This window comes from Fannyhessea vaginae DSM 15829 (assembly GCF_000159235.2).
GTDB classification, from domain to species: domain Bacteria; phylum Actinomycetota; class Coriobacteriia; order Coriobacteriales; family Atopobiaceae; genus Fannyhessea; species Fannyhessea vaginae.
In genome coordinates this window covers 160,216-183,365 of the sequence record NZ_ACGK02000002.1, presented here as the reverse complement: position 1 = coordinate 183,365, position 23,150 = coordinate 160,216, and the positions used below count along the sequence as shown (strand labels likewise).

Below are 23,150 nucleotides of genomic sequence, written 5' to 3'. Positions count from 1 at the left end.
ATGATACGTACAGCTTATAGGGCAACTTGTGATGTGGTAACAATTGATAAAAGCGTGTTTGCAAAACGTTTAAGCGTATCCTCGTCTACGCGCTCATCAAACGAAATGCGTAATGCACCAAGCGCGTCACGCTCGCAGATTCCTTGTGCGTGCAAAACATGAGATGCGCGTGCAGAATCCGAAGCACATGCAGATCCAGATGATATGCCAAAACCTTTGCTATCAAGCTGCAACAAAATTGCCTGAGCATCACAGTCTTTTGCCAGTACACTTACAATTCCTGGAAGGCGTTTGTCAGCAAACGAAAGCGGCGTTGTTGGAGTTATGCGATCTGATGCACACAACATTTGCTCAAGCATGTGTGCACGTGCGGCAACTGTAGACCGTCTTTGTTTTATATGTTGTATGCATTCACACGCTGTTTGTGCAAATGCTTCGCACAAACACACTGCTTGAGTACCAGGACGGGTGCCACCTTCTTGACCACCTCCAAAGGTAAGGGGCACAAAAGGCGTATTTCGTTTAAGAATTAAAGCACCAATACCCACTGGCCCACCAATTTTATGCGCTGCAATAGAGCATGCATCTATTTCTTCTAAATCACAAGGAATACGGCCAAACGCTTGCACAGCATCGCTCATAACATAAGAACCTACCTCATGAGCACAGCGTGCAAGTTCACTAATTGGCTGGATAACACCTGTTTCGTTATTGGCATACATAATGCAGGTAAGCGCAACATGCTCATCTAAGACAGCTCGTAATTGTTCGCAGGTAATTTCGCCCGTTGACGAAGGGCGTACGTATACGATCTCAAATCCTTGTTCTTTAAGACGACCAAGCGGTTCAAGACACGAATCGTGCTCAATTGCAGAAACAACAATCTTAGTACGATGTGGCTGTCTAAGCCGATATGCAGCAGCAATACCGCAGAGCGCCATATTATTAGATTCGGTACCACCAGAGGTAAAGTGCACCTCATAAGGGTCTAGAGCTGTTGTGAAACAAGAGGCAATCTCGCGACGACTACGCTCAAGTGCCGCATAAGCTAAACGTCCTGGTGTATGCAGTGAATTTGGATTGGCTCCTGCATAGGCAGACTCCTCATAAGCTTCTTGCGTCTGAAGAGAAATGCGACGCTGCGGAGCTGAAGCCGCATAATCAAGGTATACGTATGATGAAGATTTCATATTATGCACGCTTTGCTTCCAAAGCTCCGCGTTGTGCAGAGCTACGTAATGCTTCGATAGCAGCAGATCTATCGTGCTCGTTAAAAACCGATGAACCCGCAACCAGCATTGTTGCACCAGCGCGTGCCACATCGTATGCATTATGAGCGTTGATGCCACCGTCTACTTCAATCACAGGATTAACACCGTGTTCGTCGCATAACGCTTTGACCTTTGCAATCTTTTTGCAGGTAGACTCAATAAATGATTGACCACCAAAGCCGGGATTTACGCTCATAACCAAGACCATGTCTACATCTTCGATAACGTCGTCTAAATTCATGACTGCTGTTGCAGGATTAAGTGCAACACAAGCACGCTTATGAGCTGAATGAATAGTATCAATAAGTCGTTTTAAGTGAGTTTGAGCTTCCATATGAATGGTGAAAGAATCGGCGCCTGCATCAAGATACCACTCAAGCGTTGTCTCGGGATTATCAACCATCAGATGCACGTCAACAGGTAAATCGCTAGAGGCCTTAACCGCGCGTAAAATAGGACATCCAAAACTTAAATTTGGAACAAAGTGTCCATCCATTACATCAAAATGCAGATAATCGGCTGTTGCAATAGATGAAAGTTCATCTGAAAGCTTCATAAAATTGGCGGACAACATTGACGGCGCAATGCAAATGGGATGTGTATCCATGAATGAACCCTTCTAATTGTTTGTTGACATACCATAAAATTCTTCGTGCGGAATTCTTTCAAGCAAAAGCGCAATGACGTCTTCGAGCTTGGCGTGTTCATATAAAACTGAGTAAACCGAGTTGGTGAGCGGACTTTCAATAGAAAGCTTTTTGCATAACTCTTGTGTGCTCAAAGCAGCACGAGCCCCCTCAACAACCATTGACGTACGCTGTTCATATTCCTGCAAACTTTCTCCTTGCGAAAAAGCACAGCCAAACGAGCGATTGCGCGAGTGCACAGACGTACAAGTTGCAATAAGATCCCCCATACCTGCAAGACCCATACAGGTAAGTGATTTACCACCTTTTGCAATAACAATTCGACTAATTTCTGCAAGGCCGCGTGTCATTAAAACTGCTAATGCGTTGTCTCCGTATCCCAAACCGGTACAAATTCCACAGGCAATCGCCACCACGTTTTTAATAGCAGCGCATAGTTCAACCCCAACTACATCGTCAGACAAATAGATTCTAAAATTTTCATTCATGATCAAACGTTGGAAAAATTGAGCAACCGATGCATGAGTCGAGGCAATAACAGCCGCCGAAATTTTACCTTTACAAATTTCCTCGGCGTGATTAGGTCCGCTCAACACCGCAATACGAGCAGGATTGCCCCAAACTTCGGACAAAACTTCGCTCATAGTATAGTTAGTATGATTTTCGATACCTTTTGTAAGAATAAGAACAGGCGTTTGTGAGTCTACATAGGGCTGGGCAGCTTGTGCGCAAGCTCTAATAAATTGTGATGGCACAACCATAACTATTGCTTGTGCATCCTTCAAAACGCTTTGATAATCAGTTGAAGCGCAAACACACGAAAGCATCGTATAGGTATTAAGTTGAACAGGATTACGATGATGTTCATTGATATAATCAGCTATTTCTTGATCGTGGGACCAAATCATAACTTGATCTGCATGAAGTCCAAGCAAGCCTGAAACAGCTGTACCCCAACTGCCTGATCCTATAACGGCAACTTTTGAAATCGACATCGGCTTTCCTTACTCTATTCTCTTAGCTTCAACTTACGTTTTATACGATATTCTATTGTGATGCACACAGAGCATGTTTATATCATAGAGGTTATTGCAACAAAGAGACGTTGCAACAGGGTATATCTCCACAACTTTTAAGATTTTGCCTTTAAGGGTTTTTCCTCTCCTTTTATAAGACGTGCGATATTGTTACGATGCGCCCAAATAACCAAACAAGCAACCACGATAATAGGTATAAGTTCAAATGATGTGTAACCAAATACATATGCCCAGCACGGAAGTGCAATCGCAGCCGCTAACGACCCTAGAGAAACGCGTTTTGAAGGTATCGTAAAAACAAAAAATGCCAAAAGTGCAAGCAAAGCCGTTTGCCAATTGAGCATTAATGCCGCTCCAAACCCTACCGAGATTCCTTTACCACCCTTAAAATGCAGGTACGGAGAAAAAATATGACCACACACGCAGGCTGCATAAACAACGCTGTTAACAAACATGCACAGCTTATTAACCTCAGAAAAAATCTGCGAAGTTGCACAAAATTGGATAAGTTCTTGTACGTGGATAGCGACAACCATATTCAGTGCATAGATAGCTATGCCCAAACTTAAAGCGCCTTTTCCTGCATCGCATAAAAGTGTAAGCGCCGCTGGTAGTTTACCTGCCACGCGTGCTACATTGGTCATGCCTATATTACCGCTGCCTGCAGCTCTCACATCAACGTGACAAAACCTTTTTGTTAGAACCACGCCAAACGGTATGCCGCATACTGCATACACAAACACAAGCGCCACTATCACCGAAATGCAATACCCTTGCATAAAGCTCTCCTTAAAGGGTTAAGGTTTACCAGCTTACAGACTCAAAAATGTAAACGCTTAATCTTTATTCCTAAACTTAAGCCGAATAGGCGTACCTTGCAAATCAAACGTTTCACGCAAACGGTTCTCTAAGAAACGCATGTACGCATCATCGAGTAAATCCTTTGCATTGCAGAAAAAGGTAAATTCAGGAGGACAATACCCTGTTTGTGTTACATAATGAATCTTAAAACGACGGTTTTTATGCACAATCGTGTGGCCCGCCTCACGAATTTTAGTAACAAGATTATTGAGCTGAGAGGTCTTAATGGAACTGGCATGCGTGCGATATGCACGAAGTGCTGCATCAAGCGCCTTATTGACAGATTTACCCGTAAGCGCACAAATGCTTATTTGCTCTGCCCATGTTGCAAAGGTAAGACGGATAGCGAATGAATCCAGGAGTTTTTGACGATCCTGCTCGTCACGTAACAAATCGGTTTTGTTAAGAACCAAAACCAACGCGCACCCACGATCTATTGCCATACCAGCAAGTTTTTGATCCTGTTCGGTCATACCTTCATGTGCATCTATAACAAGCAGGCACACATCGGCTTTATCCATTGCCTGCAAGCCGCGAACCATGCTGTAATATTCAACATCCTCATGAACTTGCGTCTTTTTTCTCATACCAGCAGTATCAACCAGGCGAATAGTTTGACCTTTATAATCAAAGGTGATATCAATAGCATCACGCGTTGTACCCGCATAATCGGCAACTAAGCTGCGCTGTGAGCGAGAAAGTTTATTAACAAGCGATGATTTACCAACATTTGGACGACCAATAACTGCAATTGCCACTGATGAGTCTTTTGGCTGGGGTGCTTCTTCATGAACAGGCAAAGCGTTAACAATATCATCAAGCAAATCACCTGTTGCTGTACCATGTGTAGCCGAAATAGCACGTGGCTCGCCTAAACCGAGTTTTAGATAGTTCCATGAATCTAAAACCTCATCGGGATTATCAATTTTATTTACAACCAAAAAAACAGGCTTATGCATACGACGTACAATTTGCGCAACGGTCTCGTCTTCGTCGGTAAGACCAATGCTTCCATCAACAACCATAACAATAACGTCTGCTTCGTCGCAGCCTAAAAGTGCCTGCTCACGAATACCTAGAGCAAAACGATCCTTGCTTTTAAGCGATTCAATACCGCCCGTGTCGATAAGCGTAAACTCACGACCGTTCCAATCACAAGCATGATAGGAACGGTCGCGTGTAACACCGCGCGACTCGTGCACAATTGCCGACTTGGTAGTTGCAAGTCGATTAACAAGTGTTGATTTTCCTACATTCGGACGACCAACTATGGCTACCAGTGGTTTTGACATATCATTCCATTCTAAAAAACGTACAGGCACAAGCTAAACTGTTACACTTAGTATATATGCTTTCATGCACGTACATGTAAATCATATTGCTTATACATGTGAACTTCTTGCTTATTTGTCGGACGCGGGATACAAAGACATGAGCCGTTTATACACTTCATCAATTTGATACTGAGGCGTAGACGCGCCAGCGGTAATACCTACTTCGCTGGTAGGAGAAAACCACGCAGGATCGAGCTCTTCGGCAGTCTCGATATGATATACATGATCACAATACGTTCTGCATATCTCAGCTAAACGCGTAGTATTAGCAGAAATTTTACCGCCAATTACAATCATGCAATCAACCGACTTTGCCAAATCTGTTGCTGCATTCTGGCGCAGTGACGTTGCCTCACAAATCGTATCAAACAGACGTATTTCCTCAGCTTTACCTACAAGAGCCGCTACAATCTCTTTAAGACGTCGACGACTTTGCGTTGTCTGGACAACAATCCCCACTCTTCGTTTGATTGAAAGAGCCTCGATGTCTTCGGGCGTTTCAACACACACAGCACCCGGTGCATGACCTAAGGTGCCTTCAACTTCAGCATGACCTTTTTCTCCAAACACAAGCACCTGATAGCCTTCTTTGGTAAGCGTTTCGGCTGCTCTATGTGCACGAATTACAAAAGGACATGTTGCGTCTACTACAATGTCGTGGCTTTGATAGGCTTTCTTTTCTTCCTCGGGAGTAACGCCATGCGTACGCAGCAAAATTGCTTTGCCCGATACCTCATCAGCGTTGTGAATAACCTCAACGCCTTTGGCGGCAAGCTTTGAAACTACTTGAGGGTTATGAATTAAAGGGCCTAGCGTATGAATACGTCCATGTATTTTATGAGAAAGAGCTTCCACCATATCTAACGCACGATTCACACCGTAGCAAGCTCCAGCTTCTGTGGCTATACGAATATGCATACGACCTACTTTATCTTAGGGTGACACAACAGTTTTACTACAGCTTATGCGGATAGCGCTGCATAAGCTCTTCGCGCAAGGTATATACCCTATCCATTGCAGACGTTTCTAACAGCTGCATCAGTTGTTTTTTAGATATAGGCTTTTCTACCTGCTGTTTTAGCTGGTCAAGCGAAAGTATTTCTCCTACTTTAAAGTAGATGCGTCCAACTTTTTTCCACAAACGAGGTGCGTGTGCTATTGAATACGCACCCAAAACGCAAATAGGCAACACATCCACATGAGCACGAGCCGCTAAAAGCGCAAAGCCACCATAAATTTTTGGCTTAACAGAAAGATCTTGTATACGCGTACCTTCTGGATAAATAAGCAACCATTCCCCCCGTTTAAGTGCATTTTCGCAGCGATGGATGCATGTAATGTCGGCAGTATGACGCTGTACGGGAATACCGCCTGCAACTGCTAAGGCAAAAGCATTAAGCTTATGCGTATTGAATTCGCTTTTATACATCGATCGTACACGTATTCCGTGGAAGTAAAAATACATCACGCACATAAGCGGCTCGAGTGCAGATACATGATTCATCACAATGATGTGCGGCTTTTTGGAGCGAAGCAACTCAGAAGGCATGCTGTAAAATTTCCATGGCCATAAAATTTTGGTACCGATCCAACAAAGTACCATAACACATGCAAAAAGTAGGCGTGCATACCACGGGTGTTCTTTCATTGGTGTGTCGTAGTAGCTGTCAAACGAATTACGCTGACACGTAGCATGCGGCATGCATGCAGATGAATCTGTGTCTTTTGAAGAAGAACTATCTGTAGGCTCTGTATCAAAAGAAGCTTTATCGCTACGTTGATCCTTAGCATTAAGAGCAGACCCATCATGGGAAACAGACTCATTCATATACTGCATAATCTGAGCAACAATCTCATCAACACTCATATGCGAGCTGTCTATATGATGTGCGTCTTTTGCAGCTTTTAAAGGTGTTGTCTTACGGTGAGAATCAATATCATCGCGCTTAAGAAGATTGGCTAAAATTGCTGCTTCTTCATCGGGAGAAACGTGTGCTTCTGTAGCGGTTGCAAGATCTCCGCCAGCGCGCTGAACAGCGCGTCTATGTGCACGAGCTGCAGCATCGCAGGTAAGAAAAATCTTAACTTGCGCATGAGGAAACACCGCAGTACCAATATCTCTTCCCTCTGCAACAACATCGCTTTCTTGTCCAAATGCGCGCTGTTTTTCGAGCATAAGAAGTCGAACCTCAGGTACCGCAGCAACCTGAGACACGTGCTCATCTACCTGCGCACTTCTAATCTCGTGGCTGACGTCTTCCCCATCAACTTCTACACGCAATCCTCTTTCATCTGATTTCATAACAAGCTTCATAGCTTGGGCGCACGCGATGATAGCGCGTGTGTCATCAAAAGACACCTGATGTTTGAGACAACGCCATGTTATTGCTCGATACATAGCACCTGTATCAAGATAGGTAAGATGTGCTTTATGTGCAAGAGCCTTTGCAACGGTAGATTTACCCGAACCTGAAGGCCCGTCTATTGCAATGATCATGTATTATCCTCACAAACTGTTTCGAGATCGTGTATTTCTTGTTGTGTACACATGCGCCACGATCCTAATGGAATTTGAGCATTAAGGCACAAAGGGCCAAACTGAAAGCGATGCAACTTTATAACTGGATGCCCAATTTCTTGCAACATGCGTTTTACCTGATGATTTCTTCCTTCATGTATTTTAAGTTCACACAGTGAGCTTGCAGCATTGAGGCGCATATCATCAAAAAGTGAATGATTTTTATCAAGGTGAGTGCATGGCTCATCTTGCGTGATAGTGCGTATAAAACAAGGACTCGTCATGCCATCTTCTAGCATTATACCTTGAGAAAGCTTTTGCATTTGAGATGAGGTAAGTTTGCCTTCGATAAGCGCAACGTAAGTCTTCCACACATGATGTGACGGATGAAGCAAACGATTGCCCATATTGCCATTGGTAGTAAACAGCAAAACTCCTGTAGTATCGCTATCCAACCTACCCACTGGAAAAAGACCTGGATAATCATCGCAAGGCACCAAAGAAGCAACGCAAGGAAAACCAAAAGGATCACTCATCGTTGTAAGCACCTGTGAAGGTTTATTAAGCAGCAAATAAACATGGTCATTTCCAAGCACATACTCTTTGCCATCAACTGTTACATGATCGTATTGAGGCATAACCTTAGTACCAAGAACCCTAACTTGTTTACCATTAACACATACTCTACCTGCTGATATAAGCTTTTCCGAACCACGGCGCGACGCAACACCTGCGCGCGCTAAAAACCGCTGCAAACGCATCGTAAAGTGATCACTTGGATACTTCCCAGCTATAATATCTTGTTCGTTATAATGAGAAGAATCAAGTGCCATTTATTCATTACCAATCTGCGAATTTTGAGCTTCTACTTCTTGGGCAATATCCTCGGATAACAGTTCTGTCTGCTGAGATGTTGCTTGAAGACGTTGGCGAATAAACTCTTTTGAAGCATCGTTTGCTGCAAATTGCTCGAGAGGTGGCAAATCAGATAGGCTTCTTAGGTCAAACGCTTCTAGAAATGCTTTGGTAGTAGCAAACAGCACCGCATGGGGATTTTGCTTATCGTGGCCTGCTTCGCGAATGTAGCCTTTCTCTTTAAGCGATGCAAGCGGCCCATCGCTTGCAACTCCTCTAATAGCTCTAATACCCTCACGGCTTACTGGCTGATGATATGCAATGACCGCAAGCGTTTCTAATGCAGCCTGAGAAAGACGCTTATAATCCCATGTTTGAATATATGCCTGTATTAAATCCTGATATGCAGGATGCGTATACAGACGCCACCCACCAACAACTTCACATAATTGGAATCCACGGTTTTCGTTACTATACTCATGTTGCAAACGGACAAGTGCATCTTGTACCGTATCAGCAGAAACGTCTAAAAACGTACTAAGTGTATGTGCGCTTACAGCCTCTTGAGAAACAATAAGAAGCGCTTCTAATTTTGATTGCAAGGTATCCATATGCGCCTTTCCTATCCTAGTTCTCGCCTGCATAACGCGATGTATCAAACGCTGTAGTTTGTGTGCCTTGAACCCGTTGGAGCACAATGCTTCCAAATGTTTGTGCTTGTTGTACTTCTACAAAGCCGATATGTACAAGCTCAAGCATAGCAAGAAAATTTTCGACAACAACCACCGGTGTTGGATCTTTGCCTACAACTTGTGCAAATTGAACACAAGGTTTTTCACGCGTGAGTTGATCGAGTTTGGCAATACTTACAGCAATAGGCCTGCGTTTTTTAGCAATATGAGAAGCCTCCAAAAGAAACTCTTGATGGCGGCTGTCGATATCTGCACAGATAACAGCCAATGTTCTGAGAGTAATACCCTCTAAAAAGTTAGGCGTGTAGTTGAGCTGATCTGGCAGAGGCAACACACGAGCTGCAAACATACGTGCATGTTGTTCACTTCGTGCTTGCAGCATACGAGCAACTTCTCTAAATTGTTTGTACGCTAAAAGCCTTGTAACAAGTAAATCTTGTGCTTGCTGTGGTGTTAAGTCATCAAGCTCTTCTGAATCTATCTCTTGAGGTTGATTGCTCTCACTAGTATCTAAGGGAGCAACACTTGATGCTTTAATCATAAGCAACGTTGAAGCAACAAGTACGAAATCGCTTGCAACTTCTAAATCAAGCTGTTTAAGATGCTTAATTTCTTCTAGATATTGATCGATAACGTTGCTTACAGAAATGGTGTCAATAGCAACTTTTTGTTGATACACTAAACGGAGCAACAGATCAAAAGGTCCGCTGTATGTAGGCGTTTGCACACTAAACGACATGATCTATCCTCCTTATATTCTTCTTTGGTATGCTCATGCTCTGTTTGTGTTTGTATACTTTGGCTTGTACTATCTAGTAAGTCAAAATTCTTGCAAGCAGAAACTATAAACCCTGAAGCATAAACTCCATAGCAAAATGAATAACAGTCGTAACATACCAACTTATAATATCAAAATGCAAGATAGAAGGCAGTACATATAACACCATCATAAGAATAGGCAAAGAATAGTGCTGTATATACTCGTATGTTTGACGAAGTTTGCCAGAAAGAAAAAGACCCAACAAAGAAGATCCATCTAACGGCGGCAACGGTATGAGATTAAATGCTGCAAGCGAAATATTAACGACCATATATTGCATTAAAATTTTATATACAAATATAGTTGTTGTTATATCTTGCTGAAAGGGCATGCTTTTAAAACCGTTTGTTGCAAACAATACGCGCACTATTCCAAGAGCTACACATGCTTGTAGTACGTTTGACAAAGGCCCTGCAAGGGCTACTAAAACCTCTGACAGTCTACCGCCTTTAAGACGGCGCGGATTATATGGAACAGGTTTAGCAAAACCAAAAATAGGACCATGCGCCAAACTCATAAGACATGGCAAAATGACCGAACCAAAAGGATCGATGTGCGCAAGTGGATTGAGCGTTAAACGATGCGCGCGCTTGGCGGTGTCATCGCCCAACAAATATGCAACAAAACCATGAGCAATCTCGTGGAGCATACACGACACAACTAAAATAGCCACGGTTATTGCAACAGAGGTTGCACTGGAAATGGGGTCTTTGAGCATAACACCTACTTTTTACGCGAACGCTGCCTACATCATGCATATGCCAATATAGAACATATGTACTCATTTATCATAACGGTAAGAGGGCATAAGGTCAACTATATACAAGAAATACACAAGGCGTATATATGCACTTTACCTGCTGTTTCGTAAAGTAAACGCAAGACGACATAACAGATGGTCAAGCACAAACAAAATAAGAGTTACTATCACGTAATCGCCACGCAAAATGCCACCAAATGGACTCTCGATAATAAACGACCCCACCAAAACTGGCGGTAAAATACGTGAAACCGTATGGTAAAACATAAGAAAAGCAAACCGCAAAGGTGCAAACGGCAACGCGCTTCCTACAATAATGAGCGAAAGCATCCATGCGAACACGCGACACAATACTGCAATGAACTGGCAAAACACAGATACAAGTGAACCTGTGATGCCGTGAAACAGGCCTGAGACTGCGCGTTCTACTGTTGACGCATAATAATCAGCGCGTTCAGGACGCATAGCTTCAGGTGTTGATTTACGCATGGGGCGCGGTGAAGGCGAAGGTATGGGACGCGGCTCATACCCACCCTGTGGCGATGCATATGCCGCATATTCAGAATCGGAGCCTGGATCATAAGGCTGAGGCGATTGTGCTATCCGCTGACGACGTACCGTAGGAGCTGCATATCCCTTGTTCGCAAAAGACGCAGGCATAACAATTGTTTTATCACAGCGATTGGCACCTTCATCATAAGCGGAACGCCCATCATAAGCGCCACGTACACCATACGCATCGCGCGCGTCATCAGGCACGCCATATGGATTATGCATATTATCGGGATTACTCATTTGTTCCCTCTTCCACAATACGAGTTAATTCGAGCCATTCTTGTTCTAAAGCGTCAATTTTTTGAGAAAGCGCATTATATTCGTTCATGCATTCATTAAATTCATCTTTATGCTGATAAATTTCCTGATCCGACATACGAGTTTCGAGTTCATGTTTGCGCGAAGTAGATGCTTGTAAAGCTGCCTCAACTTCTGACAAGCGTTTTCGCTCACGCGCAACACGTCTGTGCGCGCGATTTCGCGCTTCGGCCTCAAGACGGCGCTGCTCTTTGGTTTTAACATTACGTTTTGCCAGATGATCATGTGAATCCAAAGGGGAATCTGTACGCGTGGAGTTCTGATAAACAACAGCCTCAGCTTTCTTACCCTGTGAAAGCGTATCTAAAGACGCACTTCTCTGTTCGTGCGAAGCATGCAACAACCCAGTATTGTCTACACGCACTTGGGCGTGCGCTCCAGCAGCATCTTTTTGTTCGCGCGCATCCAACTCTTCGCGCTTATACAGATAATAATCGTAATCACCATCAAAGACACGAACCTGATGATTGCGCACTTCGATAATTTTATTTGCAACATTTCGTACCAAATGTTCATCATGGCTTACCAACAAAACAGTGCCCTTAAAGGTAGTTAATGCATGCTCAAGCACTTCAACCGAGTCGATATCCAAATGATTGGTAGGCTCATCCAAACACAAAAGAGGATCGGGAAAGACCAGCATTTTTGCCAAAGCCAAACGAGCGCGCTCCCCACCCGAAAGCACACTAACACGTTTGTCAACATCTTCTCCGTGAAACAAAAACGCACCTAAAAGCCTACGTTGTTCAGAGGTAGTCCATGTATTTGAGGCTTCACCCATTTCTTGCAATACGGTATTACGTTCGTTGAGCGTTTCAAGCTGATGCTGAGCATAATAAGAAAACTCAACATTTTTCCCAAGCACAATGTTTCCTGCTGTTGGTTTTTCGATGCCACAAATCAACTTCATAAGTGTTGATTTACCTGCACCATTAGGCCCTACGAGCGCAACATGATCTCCTCTATATAAAACGAGATTCACATCGTTATACACAACTGCATCTTCAAAATGTTTTGACACATGTTCAACTGACACTACCGTATCTGCTGTTCGTGGTGGCGCAGGAAAATTAAAATGCACTTTCTTTGACGCTTGCGGCAATACTACAAGCTCCGACTTAATTTGCTCAAGACGGCGCACGCGTTCTTGCACCTGTTTTGCTTTGGTGGGTTTATACCTAAAACGATCAATAAACACCTGCATATGGGCAATATCGCGCAATTGAGCTTCACGTTTTGCGTGCAGCTGTATAAGATTATCTTCACGCTGTTTAAGATAGCGCGTATAATTTCCCACGTACGTCATAACGCGCTTATTTTCGATTGACGCAATGTGCGAAACACAAGCATCCATAAATGCACGGTCATGAGATACCATAAGCACCGCGCCATCATAACTTGACAAAAACGATTCAAGCCATGCAACACTTTCGAGGTCAAGATGGTTAGTTGGCTCGTCTAACAGTAATAAATCTGGATGCTTGAGCAGCAACTTGGCAAGCGAAATACGCATTTGCCATCCACCCGAAAATTCGCACGCAAGCTTGTGAAAATCCTCTACCGGAAATCCCAAGCCACCTAAAATCTGCTGAGCACGCGCCTGTAGTTCGTAGCCGCCCAAACGCTCAAAATTTTCTTGATTCTTGCTGTAATTTGCAAGCAATTCGTCCAATTCTTTTTGTTGAGCTGTATGTAAGGAAGAACTACTGAGCTGCGCAATTTGATGTTCTTGATCGCTTAGCAGAGATTGTAAACGCACAACTTCGTGAGCCGATTGCACAACTTCTTCTAAAGCGGTTGTATCTTTTGAAAGTTTTGTTTCTTGCTCAAGATAGCCAACACGTATATCGCGCGCAAAGCTTACACGGCCCTCATCAGGGGTTTCAAGTCCCATCAGAATCTTTAAAAAGGTTGTTTTACCAGCTCCGTTAGGACCAACAAGCCCCCAGCGTTCGCCAGCGTTAAGTTGTAAGACAACATCAGACCATAACAGTTGCGGACCAAATGATTTAGATAATTTTTCGGCAAGAGCTATCACAAAAGATACTCCTTATCGTTACCACTCATAAAATAACTTACCATCCTACTACATGAATATACCATGTTGCATACTATAAACTTTGTCCACAACATGCTAAATGCCCCACACAAACACGCGCCTGTTGGTTTACGAAGCCGCGCACAGCAACTCGTGTAAATACACTTCTGCATCAAGCTCAGGATGAAACGAGCAGGCAATTTGATTGTCCTGACGCACCGCGCACGAATAACCATCCAAACTTACCAGCGTTTCAACACAAGAATCTTGCGCAATAATTTTAGGCGCACGAATAAACGTAAGCTGCATTAGATGAGACTGCGCAGGGGCGTTAACAGACGACGAAGCAGTGGCTAAGGAATGTATTGGTGCTTGCGCATGAAAACTTGCAAGTTGGCGCCCATATGCATTGCGACAAACGCGCACCTTAAGCGTTTGAAAACCATGTACTGCAGCGCGCGTATCAAGGACACTCTGTTGAGAAAAGGTCTCGGTATCACCAAAACCTTGTTCGCGTAAAGGCGTGTGCTTATCTTGAGACGCATCACAAGATTCTACACACGCTAAATCTCCCGATCCATCAATATGAGCAGCTAATAAAATAAGACCTGCACAGGTGCCCAAAACAGGCATGCCTTGTAAAATATGGTTGCGAAGCGGCTCAAACAACTGAAGCTCTTTAAGAAGATGAGCTTGCACGCTTGATTCTCCTCCAGGCAAAATAAGTCCATCAAACGAATGTGCTATATCATGAGCTTGTCTAATCTCAAAACAGTCAACGCCTAAGTTGCGCAGCAGATGGATATGCTCGATAAAAGCACCTTGGACGCTTAGAACGCCAATTCTTTTTTTTCTAAATGTTGCACGTACGTGCGTGTTGTTCATATTTATCCTTTAATGTCTATCCTTCATAATTTAGAATTATTACAGACACAGCTTATTTACCACGCTCAGCCATAAGAAGCTGGATTTCTTGCTCGTTAATACCAACCATTGCTTCTCCTAAATTCTGTGACACACGCGCAAGTGTAGAAGGATCGTTAAAGTTTGTAACAGCTTGAACAATAGCCTCGGCACGCTTTTGAGGGTTGCCACTCTTAAAAATACCGCTTCCCACAAACACACCTTCAGCACCCAACTGCATCATAAGTGCAGCATCGGCTGGCGTTGCCACACCACCTGCCGCAAAGTTAACTACAGGAAGTTTTTGATGTTTATGAACATAGCTTACGTACGAAACAGGAACTTGTAGACGCTTTGCCTCTTCAAACAGTTCATCTGCGCGTAAAGCAGCAATACAGCGAATCTGCGATTGCATACGGCGCATGTGTGTAACGGCTTGAATAACATCTCCCGTACCAGGCTCGCCTTTAGTGCGAATCATAGAAGCACCTTCGGCTATACGGCGAAGCGCCTCTCCTAAATCTTTGGCACCGCATACAAATGGCACGTTAAATTCGTTTTTATCAATATGATAAACACCGTCTGCAGGGCTTAAGACTTCGGATTCATCAATGTAATCAATATTGAGTTCTTGCAAAATCTGTGCTTCTACAAAATGACCAATCCTGCATTTTGCCATAACGGGAATAGAAACTGCCTGTTGAATACCTTTAATCATAGAAGGATCACTCATGCGACTTACACCGCCAGCCGCGCGAATATCAGCAGGAATGCGCTCCAAAGCCATAACAGCGCAGGCGCCTGCGGCTTCGGCTATACGCGCTTGTTCGGGCGTTGTGACATCCATAATAACTCCGCCTTTAAGCATAGCGGCAAGTTGACGATTAAGCTTTTGGCGGCTTGTGCAGTCGCTCATCACTTGTGTATCTGCACTTACGTTGACATCAGATACATTGCATACCGAGGAATCCGAGTTATTCATAAACGTTGCAACTCCTTTAGTTGTATGTTGACTTCAACCTTTGATGTTATAAATGGTATCAGGTTTATTCATAAGATGGAGCAGTTCCATAAAGACATAAGACAGATGATGATATACCTGCAGCTAAGCTCATATATTACGATGTGAAATGAACAACACGAACAGACGCTGCGTCGCATTACTTAAGTTTGCTATACTTACCAGTAACGCACGAAATCAAGCCACACACTTGTTGGGTATGTCACAAGCCAACTGTACCATGCTTACCGTTGGGCAAACCCGTGATATACACGTACTTGTACAAACTTGTATGCGCCTATGATTTCAGCCGGGATTATAGCTTAAGGGCAGATAGGAGAAGCCTTGAATACGCTTGCTAAAACAGTAAAATTTGCCGCGCTTACATCGCTCTTGTTGGGAATTATCTCAATTATTGCAACATGTTTACTTATTGCGGCAGACCCCATGAAATTCCATGTGTACTTATGCGTCATAGAAAGTTTAACCATGATATATGTGGGCTATGTTTCTGCGCGCCTTATAAACGTACCCTCACGCGCTGTAACGGTAATGAACCGCGCCTCACTTGCCGTGCTTTTATGCTTTATTTGTGCCGCATTTGGTATGATGGCACGAGACAAAACACTCCTAGAATTTATTATCAATGCTCTTGGTCTTATTCTTTGCCTTGGTATATACGCATCTGCGCGGAGAATGGTTGTATTCCAAAGAAAAAAATAATACGTATACAAAACTCTTGGATACCCTATGCAATGGGTACACAAAAATGTCTAGAGAACACTGGGCAAATATGCGAGTTGTGCATAAAATTATAAATAGGTGTCAAGACTTCAAACTTAGCTTATACTATACAAGGTTATGTAAATATTTTTCATACATAAGCATTTATGAAAGGAGTTGCACATGAGCAACATTAAAAGCGTGTATGGCCGTGAGGTTCTCGACTCTCGCGCAAACCCAACAGTAGAGGTTGAGGTAGAACTTGAGGACGGCTCGTTTGGTCGCGCTATTGTTCCTTCTGGAGCTTCTACAGGTGAGTTTGAAGCTGTTGAGCTTCGCGACAACGACAAAGATCGTTATCAAGGAAAAGGTGTTTTAACTGCTGTTGGTCATGTAAACAACGAGATTAGAGAGCTCTTGGTTGGTCGTGACGCAAATGATCAACGTGGCTGCGATCTTGCTATGATTCAAGCAGACGGCACTCCCAACAAAGGTAACTTTGGTGCTAATGCCATTTTGGGCGCAAGCTTGGCTGTAGCTCGTGCTGCTGCTGCATCCGCTGGTCTTCCTTTATATGAGTACCTTGGTGGTGCAAATGGTCACACCCTTCCTGTTCCTATGATGAACGTACTTAACGGTGGTGTTCACGCTGACAACAACGTAGACTTCCAGGAATTCATGATTATGCCTGTTGGTGCTCCCGACTTTAAGACTGCACTTCGTTGGTGCTCACAGGTTTATCACACTCTTAAAAATGTTCTTAAGGATTCTGGTCACAATACAGGCGTTGGTGACGAGGGCGGTTTTGCTCCTAACCTTAAAACCAATGCTGAGCCTTTAGAGTACCTCATGCAAGCTGTTGAGAAAGCTGGCTTTAAGCCTGGCCAAGACTTCATGTTTGCTATGGATCCTGCTTCTTCTGAGTTCTATAACAAAGAGACCGGTAACTATGAGCTTAAAGGCGAAGGCCGCACCCTCACCAGCGATCAAATGGTTGACTACTGGGAAGAGCTCGTTAACAAGTTCCCCATCATCTCTCTTGAAGACGGTCTTGCAGAAGAAGACTGGGAAGGCTGGAAGAAACTTACCGAGCGCATTGGCAAGAAGGTTCAACTTGTTGGTGACGACCTGTTTGTAACTAACACCAAGCGTCTTGCTAAAGGTATTGAGGTTGGCGCAGCTAACGCAATCCTTATTAAAGTTAACCAAATTGGTTCTCTTACCGAAACCCTTGAGGCTATCGAAATGGCTAAACGTGCTGGTTACACCGCAGTTGTTTCTCACCGCTCTGGTGAAACCGAAGACACCACTATTGCAGACCTCGCAGTTGCTACAAACGCTGGTCAAATCAAGACTGGTGCTCCTGCTCGTACCGACCGTGTTGCTAAATACAACCAACTTCTTCGTATTGAAGATCGTCTTGGTTCTTCTGCAGAATTCTTGGGTAAAACCGCTTTCTATAACATTCGCTAATACAAAGTGTTATAAAGTAGCTCTAAGCTAAGCAATAAGCCTCGTAGGTGCTGTGGCACGTGCGGGGCTTATTTGTCAGAAATTTACACACATCACAAAAGACATATGCGCTTACTGCACAAGAGATAATGGCTTTATCAATGCGATAACAATATGATTCACGAGGCGTCATCACTATTTATTCAAAAACATAGGAGCATCGAACCATTTGTATGTGCAAAATTTTGATGAATAAAATGAGGGAGCCTTTTGCATACATTTTGTGTCCTCTATATAATCCCTTAAATCAAATCGTAATTTTTTAAGGCTTCCTTATGCAAGCATGCATTACATCTCGTAACTCCTCTTTACGAGAATTTTACAGTTTATTGGATATTCAATCGGCTTTATACATTTATAATTAATATATGACCATTAAATACACACCAATGAGTAAATTTTTGCTTGCAATTTATGTAAAGACGAGTAAACTTTGAGCCACGTAAGGTAGAGGAGCGTTTGGTAAAGATTACTTTTTTGAGCGGGAGCTGTGAAGAAAAGGAAAGGTGCCAAACGCCGAAAGCATATTATTGCCAAATAATATGCTTGGGTACAGGGATAATATCTTTGTAACTGTCACAGATGTGGAGCGCTACTGAAAATAAAACAGTTAAACGCTTATACATAATTGTACTTGGAGCGTATAACACAACAGGTACGATTAAAGCCAGATAAAACTGTTTTTATACATGCCTTTGTGGCACTTCATCTCAGACTGTATACATATGTATCCGTGCTCAGCCTTATCGTATCTACACCGCACTTCAAGCGAAAGGCGTCTTATGAACGGCTCAGCACAGCATAAGCACACACCCCAACAAATTACACAATTTCTCAAAGGATTATATAGTACTGCGGTTCGTACGTATCGAAAATCTTTGTATTATACGTATCTATGTTTTAAGCAATTATGTAGTGTTGCCACAAAACACTTCTTGCAGCTTATGGCTAGCACACTTGTATGTGCGCTGCTCCTTGCAAGCACATATCAGCCAGGTATTGCTCAAGAACAGTCTGACTCAACAGATACGCAGCTACCATCAGAACTTTCACAAACAGAGCTCTCAGAACCAGGTGTTCTAAGCGTTGGTATGGAAGCAAACTATGCGCCATATAACTGGACGCAAACCAACGATGCACACGATGGCGTGCCAATTAGCAATTCTACTGGTGAATATGCAAATGGTTACGACGTGCAGGTTGCAAAACGTATGGCTGACGCCCTGGGTCTTAAGCTCAAGATTGTTAAAATGGAATGGGATGGACTCTCGGTTGCGCTTCAATCGGGTAAAATTGACGCTATTATCGCAGGCATGACCTCCACACCAGAGCGCTGCAAAGAAATAGATTTCACACACCCCTATTACTATTCCGATATGGTAATGGTTACTAAAAAAAGCGGATCATTTGCAGGGGCAAAATCCATTCAAGACTTTGCCGGTGCCAAAGTAACCGCTCAACTCAATACGTTTCACTATAAGTTGATCGATCAAATTCCTAACGTGAATAAACAAGTAGCATTTAGCGATTTCCCCACGATGATTGCTTCGGTTATGAGTGGAAAAATTGATGCGTATGTTTCTGAACGACCTGCTGCTATGGCTGCAGTAGCTGCAAATAGTGAATTAACCTTCATTTCATTTGCTGACGGAGCAGGATTTGATACTCATGGCATAGATGCGTCTACCGCAATTGGTATACGCAAAGGTTCAAAGCTTATGGAATATCTCAACCGTGCTCTCGACTCTTTTGCCCCTCAACAACAGCAAACACTTATGCAAGACATGGTAAATCTTAATCAACGAGAACAACACCCCAGCTTTTTTGATCAAATTGCAGAAATCTGGAATACCTATCATGACCAATTTATTCGCGGAACATTCTATACGGTTATTATTTCGTTTATCTCTACGTTTATAGGATTTTTAATTGGACTGCTCATTGCAATTTATCAAACCATCCAGGTGTCAAAACATCATCGTATCCGTTATATGCTCTATAAAAGTGTTGCTGTACTCATACGAATATATATTGAGGTATTCCGTGGAACACCAATGATGGTTCAGGCAATGCTTATCTTTTACGGTTCAAAATTACTCTTTAATCTAGATTTATCACCGCTTACCTCGGCATTTTTCATTGTATCGGTAAACTCAGGTGCATATCTTTCCGAAACCGTCCGCGGCGGCATTTTAGGTGTTTCCAAAGGACAGCTCGAAGGTGCTCATGCACTTGGCCTCAATCACTGGGATACTATGGTACATATTATTTTGCCGCAGGCAGTTATCAGTATTTTGCCTTCAGTTGGTAACGAGTTAAATATGAACATTAAAGATACATCAGTATTAAATGTTATTGCCGTATCGGAACTCTTCTTTATTACTAAATCTATTGCAGGTACCACATATCAAACGTTCCAAACCTATCTCATTGCAAGCGTTATCTACTTTGCACTTACTTTTCTTGCAAGTTTAGGACTCAAATATGTTGAAAAGCATATCGTTGCACCTAATGCGTATGTATCTTCTGCTAAAGCATAGTTCTATCCATGTAAGCGTATAAGGAGTCATCATGACACAAAAAGAAATCATTCTAGACATACAACATCTTCAAAAATCATTTGGAGAACACAGCGTTCTTAAAGATGTATCGTTCTCATTGTATAAAGGCTCGGTAATTAGTATCCTTGGTAGTTCTGGTTCGGGTAAGAGTACTTTTTTACGCTGTATAAACCTGTTAGAAAAACCCTCGGGCGGTCAAATTTTATATCATGGAGCTTCTATTCTTGATCCCGATTTTGAACTAGGACCGTATCGTGCAAAAGTTGGCATGGTGTTTCAGCAATTTAATCTGTTCAATAATCTAAGTGTGTTGGATAACTGCGTTATTGGGCAAACACATGTACTTAAACGCAGCAAAAAAGAAGCACAAGACAGAGCTGCTTTGGAGCTGGAACACGTTGGGCTACAAGATTTTATTCATGCAAAACCAGCTTCTTTATCGGGTGGTCAAAAACAGCGTGTTGCTATTGCGCGTGCACTTGCAATGGATCCCGAAATCTTGCTCTTTGATGAGCCTACCAGCGCACTTGACCCCGAAATGGTAGACAGCGTGCTTGCCGCTATGAAGGACTTGGCAAATGCCGGGCTTACCATGATGGTTGTAACGCACGAAATTGAATTTGCGCGAGATGTCTCTTCGCATGTATGTTTCATGAACGAAGGAATTATCTTAGAAGAAGGAAAGCCCGAGGAGGTTATTGATAATCCACAGCATGCACGGACGCAAGAATTTCTTGCACGATACCTGCACGGTCAAAAACATATCTAACCTTAGAAACAATCTAAACTACCAAAACTTAGGACGAACATATGTATTGATCATATGGATAGAAGCCGCAGGTGCCAAGCATAGTGTTCGATGAGTATACCTCGTCAATACATGCATACGGCGCTGCGAATAGAAAAAACTGTTCTAAAAAAATCCTCCCCATTGCTGGGGAGGATTTGTTCTTAAGTTTATGGGTTATAGGACAAAAGTGTGTAAAAATAACAGCATATAAGCACGTAAAACCATCTAAATTAGAGAAAAAATTCCTAATTTTAGTTGGTGGATTATGAGCGCCAATATTTGTTTTCGTTTGTAGTAGCAAGATGGTAAAAGATGGCAAGACAAAGGCTGGAAAGCAGCGGTATAGATGTCTTGAGTGTGGAAGCTCGCAATCACGATACATATGGAAACGCTGAAGTGTGGTCAGAACTACATCACAGCAATACTTATCCTTTTACGACAGAATAACTCATTTACACACTTTTTGTCATACAGCTCTAAGTTCATGAGTTTGTGGTTAAAAGATTCTAGTGCCAACTCCTAAAGAATGGTATCTAGGCAATTGAAGCCTATATCACTAAATAAAAGTTTTTCTAGATGTCTTTATATAAATGATATAAAATAATTACAATTTATTCACAATAGACAAGATTTAAAACTTGTCCGACGAAGGGAGGCTTATTATGAGTCGCACTATAAAACGACGCGCTTTAGTTAGCATTATATGTGCAATTGTATGCATGGTATCACTCATACTTTTTTATTTTTTTAAGCCGGCTGATACTATGAACTCAAAAAGCTTCACATCTGAAAACCAAGTGCTTGCTGTGCAATTAAGTAGCCAACCTACGTATAGTTATTTCGATTTAACCCCGCAAACGGGGTATATGGTACTTGCAAGCCCAACGGGTGCTATCCGTGCATTTCGTTCAGGAAAAATGCTTTCTGCAGATCCCATATGGACAACAACAGGCATATTTTATGGCGGTGAAGATTCTGACTTCTTCACCAATGATCATGGGACAAAGGTCCTTGCACGCGACATAAAACCACAAACGGAATATGCACGTTATCCTCGAGATAATGGCAAAGGATTTATGGCATTCTATGGCGTTGGAGGTACTTCTGAAGGTTACAAACAGCCCGTTCTTATAGGAGATGCAGATAAAACTGAAAGTGTAGATGTACGCGGTGGCTACATGAGCATGGGGGCATGTGGAGATACGCTTTACGCCATAGCTCAAACAAACCATGCACCCAATCTTCTTGACCAAGCAAAAGCGGTATATCAAAAGCACACTGGTGTATCAGATGAAGAACTTGCGAAGATAGAGCATTTCGATGTTTTAGTTCAGGTATATCCTGCAAACGATCCGCAAAACCCTCAAGTGCTTGAGAGCATTCCTTACGATAGCAGTATCAAGCACGCGCACAAAATGTATCAGCGCTACAACGATAGTATTTATCTCTTGAGTTTTTCTGAGCAGCAAAATGAAGGGCATGCTGTTTTAGAAGAATGGAACCTAAAAGAGCATACACATCGTATGATCGATGTAGTAAATTCCGATGGAAGCGTTATTGACATGAACGCTCATGACGCGGGAGGAGAAAAAGGTATCTTGCTTGGGAGCAAGTTGTGCTTCGTTACAAGGACGGGTAAGGTGTTTTCAGTTGACATAACAACAGGAAAAGCTGAGCACCTCTATACGTTCGAGATACTGCCTCACAAAGGAAGATACCCTCTCTTTGATGTAACACCTTATGCTGTATACCGTCTTGACGATGGAGAGAATGACGACTCTACTCTTGACTTTACGCGCTATGTATTTAAAACTGGTGAATATGAGCACCTATTTAATGTAGATAGCTTAGCAGAGTATCGAAAAGATAACGCACGCATTACTGGTATTGCCGTCAATCCAAAGTGGGAAAAGAGTATTGAGAAGTAATTTGCCTGGTGCCAAATATGTGCGGGT

At 42.9% G+C, this 23,150-nt stretch carries 21 protein-coding genes and 1 riboswitch; of the genes, 6 read left to right on the top strand and 15 right to left on the bottom strand.

Annotation, left to right across the window (positions count from 1 at the left end; genetic code table 11):
- Positions 1 to 14: 14 nt before the first annotated feature.
- The 15 genes from HMPREF0091_RS04905 to pdxS all read right to left on the bottom strand — a co-directional run bounded on the left by HMPREF0091_RS04905 (position 15) and on the right by pdxS (position 15,591).
- Positions 15 to 1,190 (bottom strand): cysteine desulfurase family protein, encoded by a 1,176-nt coding sequence (locus HMPREF0091_RS04905; protein WP_006303191.1) that lies wholly within the window; start codon positions 1,188 to 1,190, stop codon positions 15 to 17.
- Between the two features lies 1 nt (position 1,191).
- Complete coding sequence (rpe, locus tag HMPREF0091_RS04900; protein WP_006303190.1) at positions 1,192 to 1,878, bottom strand: ribulose-phosphate 3-epimerase; 687 nt, start codon at positions 1,876 to 1,878, stop codon at positions 1,192 to 1,194.
- 12 nt (positions 1,879 to 1,890) lie between these two features.
- Positions 1,891 to 2,913, bottom strand: coding sequence for an NAD(P)H-dependent glycerol-3-phosphate dehydrogenase (locus tag HMPREF0091_RS04895; RefSeq protein WP_006303189.1), 1,023 nt, complete (start codon positions 2,911 to 2,913; stop codon positions 1,891 to 1,893).
- Positions 2,914 to 3,050: 137 nt separating this feature from the next.
- The gene (gene plsY, locus HMPREF0091_RS04890) at positions 3,051 to 3,734 is read right to left on the bottom strand and encodes a glycerol-3-phosphate 1-O-acyltransferase PlsY (RefSeq protein ID WP_006303188.1); all 684 of its coding nucleotides are present in this window, start codon (positions 3,732 to 3,734) and stop codon (positions 3,051 to 3,053) included.
- A gap of 57 nt (positions 3,735 to 3,791) precedes the next feature.
- Positions 3,792 to 5,108 (bottom strand): ribosome biogenesis GTPase Der, encoded by a 1,317-nt coding sequence (gene der / locus HMPREF0091_RS04885; protein WP_006303187.1) that lies wholly within the window; start codon positions 5,106 to 5,108, stop codon positions 3,792 to 3,794.
- Between the two features lie 111 nt (positions 5,109 to 5,219).
- Complete coding sequence (locus tag HMPREF0091_RS04880) at positions 5,220 to 6,068, bottom strand: 4-hydroxy-3-methylbut-2-enyl diphosphate reductase (RefSeq protein ID WP_006303186.1); 849 nt, start codon at positions 6,066 to 6,068, stop codon at positions 5,220 to 5,222.
- Positions 6,069 to 6,105: 37 nt separating this feature from the next.
- A complete protein-coding gene (gene cmk, locus HMPREF0091_RS04875; RefSeq protein WP_006303185.1) occupies positions 6,106 to 7,647 on the bottom strand; it encodes a (d)CMP kinase in 1,542 nt (513 codons plus the stop codon).
- Positions 7,644 to 8,501, bottom strand: coding sequence for a pseudouridine synthase (locus HMPREF0091_RS04870; protein ID WP_006303184.1), 858 nt, complete (start codon positions 8,499 to 8,501; stop codon positions 7,644 to 7,646). Before HMPREF0091_RS04870 ends, cmk begins: the two co-directional genes overlap by 4 nt.
- Positions 8,502 to 9,134, bottom strand: a complete 633-nt coding sequence (scpB, locus tag HMPREF0091_RS04865) for an SMC-Scp complex subunit ScpB (RefSeq protein ID WP_010242118.1) — start codon at positions 9,132 to 9,134, stop codon at positions 8,502 to 8,504.
- Positions 9,135 to 9,150: 16 nt separating this feature from the next.
- Positions 9,151 to 9,954, bottom strand: coding sequence for a segregation and condensation protein A (locus HMPREF0091_RS04860; RefSeq protein WP_006303182.1), 804 nt, complete (start codon positions 9,952 to 9,954; stop codon positions 9,151 to 9,153).
- 103 nt (positions 9,955 to 10,057) lie between these two features.
- Entirely contained in the window at positions 10,058 to 10,753 is a 696-nt protein-coding gene (locus HMPREF0091_RS04855) for a site-2 protease family protein (protein ID WP_006303181.1), read from the bottom strand.
- Positions 10,754 to 10,888: 135 nt separating this feature from the next.
- On the bottom strand, positions 10,889 to 11,590 hold the full coding sequence (locus HMPREF0091_RS04850; RefSeq protein WP_006303180.1) for a hypothetical protein: 702 nt from the start codon (positions 11,588 to 11,590) through the stop codon (positions 10,889 to 10,891).
- Complete coding sequence (locus HMPREF0091_RS04845; protein WP_006303179.1) at positions 11,583 to 13,706, bottom strand: ABC-F family ATP-binding cassette domain-containing protein; 2,124 nt, start codon at positions 13,704 to 13,706, stop codon at positions 11,583 to 11,585. Before HMPREF0091_RS04845 ends, HMPREF0091_RS04850 begins: the two co-directional genes overlap by 8 nt.
- A 129-nt stretch (positions 13,707 to 13,835) precedes the next feature.
- Positions 13,836 to 14,591 (bottom strand): type 1 glutamine amidotransferase family protein, encoded by a 756-nt coding sequence (locus HMPREF0091_RS04840; RefSeq protein ID WP_006303178.1) that lies wholly within the window; start codon positions 14,589 to 14,591, stop codon positions 13,836 to 13,838.
- Between the two features lie 52 nt (positions 14,592 to 14,643).
- On the bottom strand, positions 14,644 to 15,591 hold the full coding sequence (pdxS, locus tag HMPREF0091_RS04835) for a pyridoxal 5'-phosphate synthase lyase subunit PdxS (RefSeq protein WP_006303177.1): 948 nt from the start codon (positions 15,589 to 15,591) through the stop codon (positions 14,644 to 14,646).
- A 363-nt stretch (positions 15,592 to 15,954) separates the two neighbouring features.
- Between pdxS and HMPREF0091_RS04830 the strand changes: the two genes are divergently transcribed.
- From HMPREF0091_RS04830 to HMPREF0091_RS04805, 6 genes are all read left to right on the top strand, one after another.
- Positions 15,955 to 16,332, top strand: coding sequence for a hypothetical protein (locus HMPREF0091_RS04830; protein WP_006303175.1), 378 nt, complete (start codon positions 15,955 to 15,957; stop codon positions 16,330 to 16,332).
- Positions 16,333 to 16,515: 183 nt separating this feature from the next.
- Positions 16,516 to 17,805 carry a phosphopyruvate hydratase gene (gene eno / locus HMPREF0091_RS04825; RefSeq protein ID WP_006303174.1) on the top strand — a complete coding sequence of 430 codons (1,290 nt, stop codon included), beginning with the start codon at positions 16,516 to 16,518 and terminating at the stop codon, positions 17,803 to 17,805.
- A gap of 479 nt (positions 17,806 to 18,284) precedes the next feature.
- Positions 18,285 to 18,447: riboswitch (Lysine riboswitch) on the top strand.
- Between the two features lie 179 nt (positions 18,448 to 18,626).
- A complete protein-coding gene (locus tag HMPREF0091_RS04820) occupies positions 18,627 to 20,384 on the top strand; it encodes an ABC transporter substrate-binding protein/permease (RefSeq protein ID WP_006303172.1) in 1,758 nt (585 codons plus the stop codon).
- Positions 20,385 to 20,415: 31 nt separating this feature from the next.
- Entirely contained in the window at positions 20,416 to 21,174 is a 759-nt protein-coding gene (locus HMPREF0091_RS04815; RefSeq protein ID WP_006303171.1) for an amino acid ABC transporter ATP-binding protein, read from the top strand.
- A 323-nt stretch (positions 21,175 to 21,497) separates the two neighbouring features.
- Positions 21,498 to 21,590, top strand: coding sequence for an IS1/IS1595 family N-terminal zinc-binding domain-containing protein (locus HMPREF0091_RS06360; protein ID WP_438830558.1), 93 nt, complete (start codon positions 21,498 to 21,500; stop codon positions 21,588 to 21,590).
- Between the two features lie 471 nt (positions 21,591 to 22,061).
- Positions 22,062 to 23,123: a hypothetical protein gene (locus tag HMPREF0091_RS04805; protein ID WP_232235975.1), complete on the top strand. Its 1,062-nt coding sequence runs from the start codon at positions 22,062 to 22,064 to the stop codon at positions 23,121 to 23,123.
- Positions 23,124 to 23,150 lie beyond the last annotated feature (27 nt).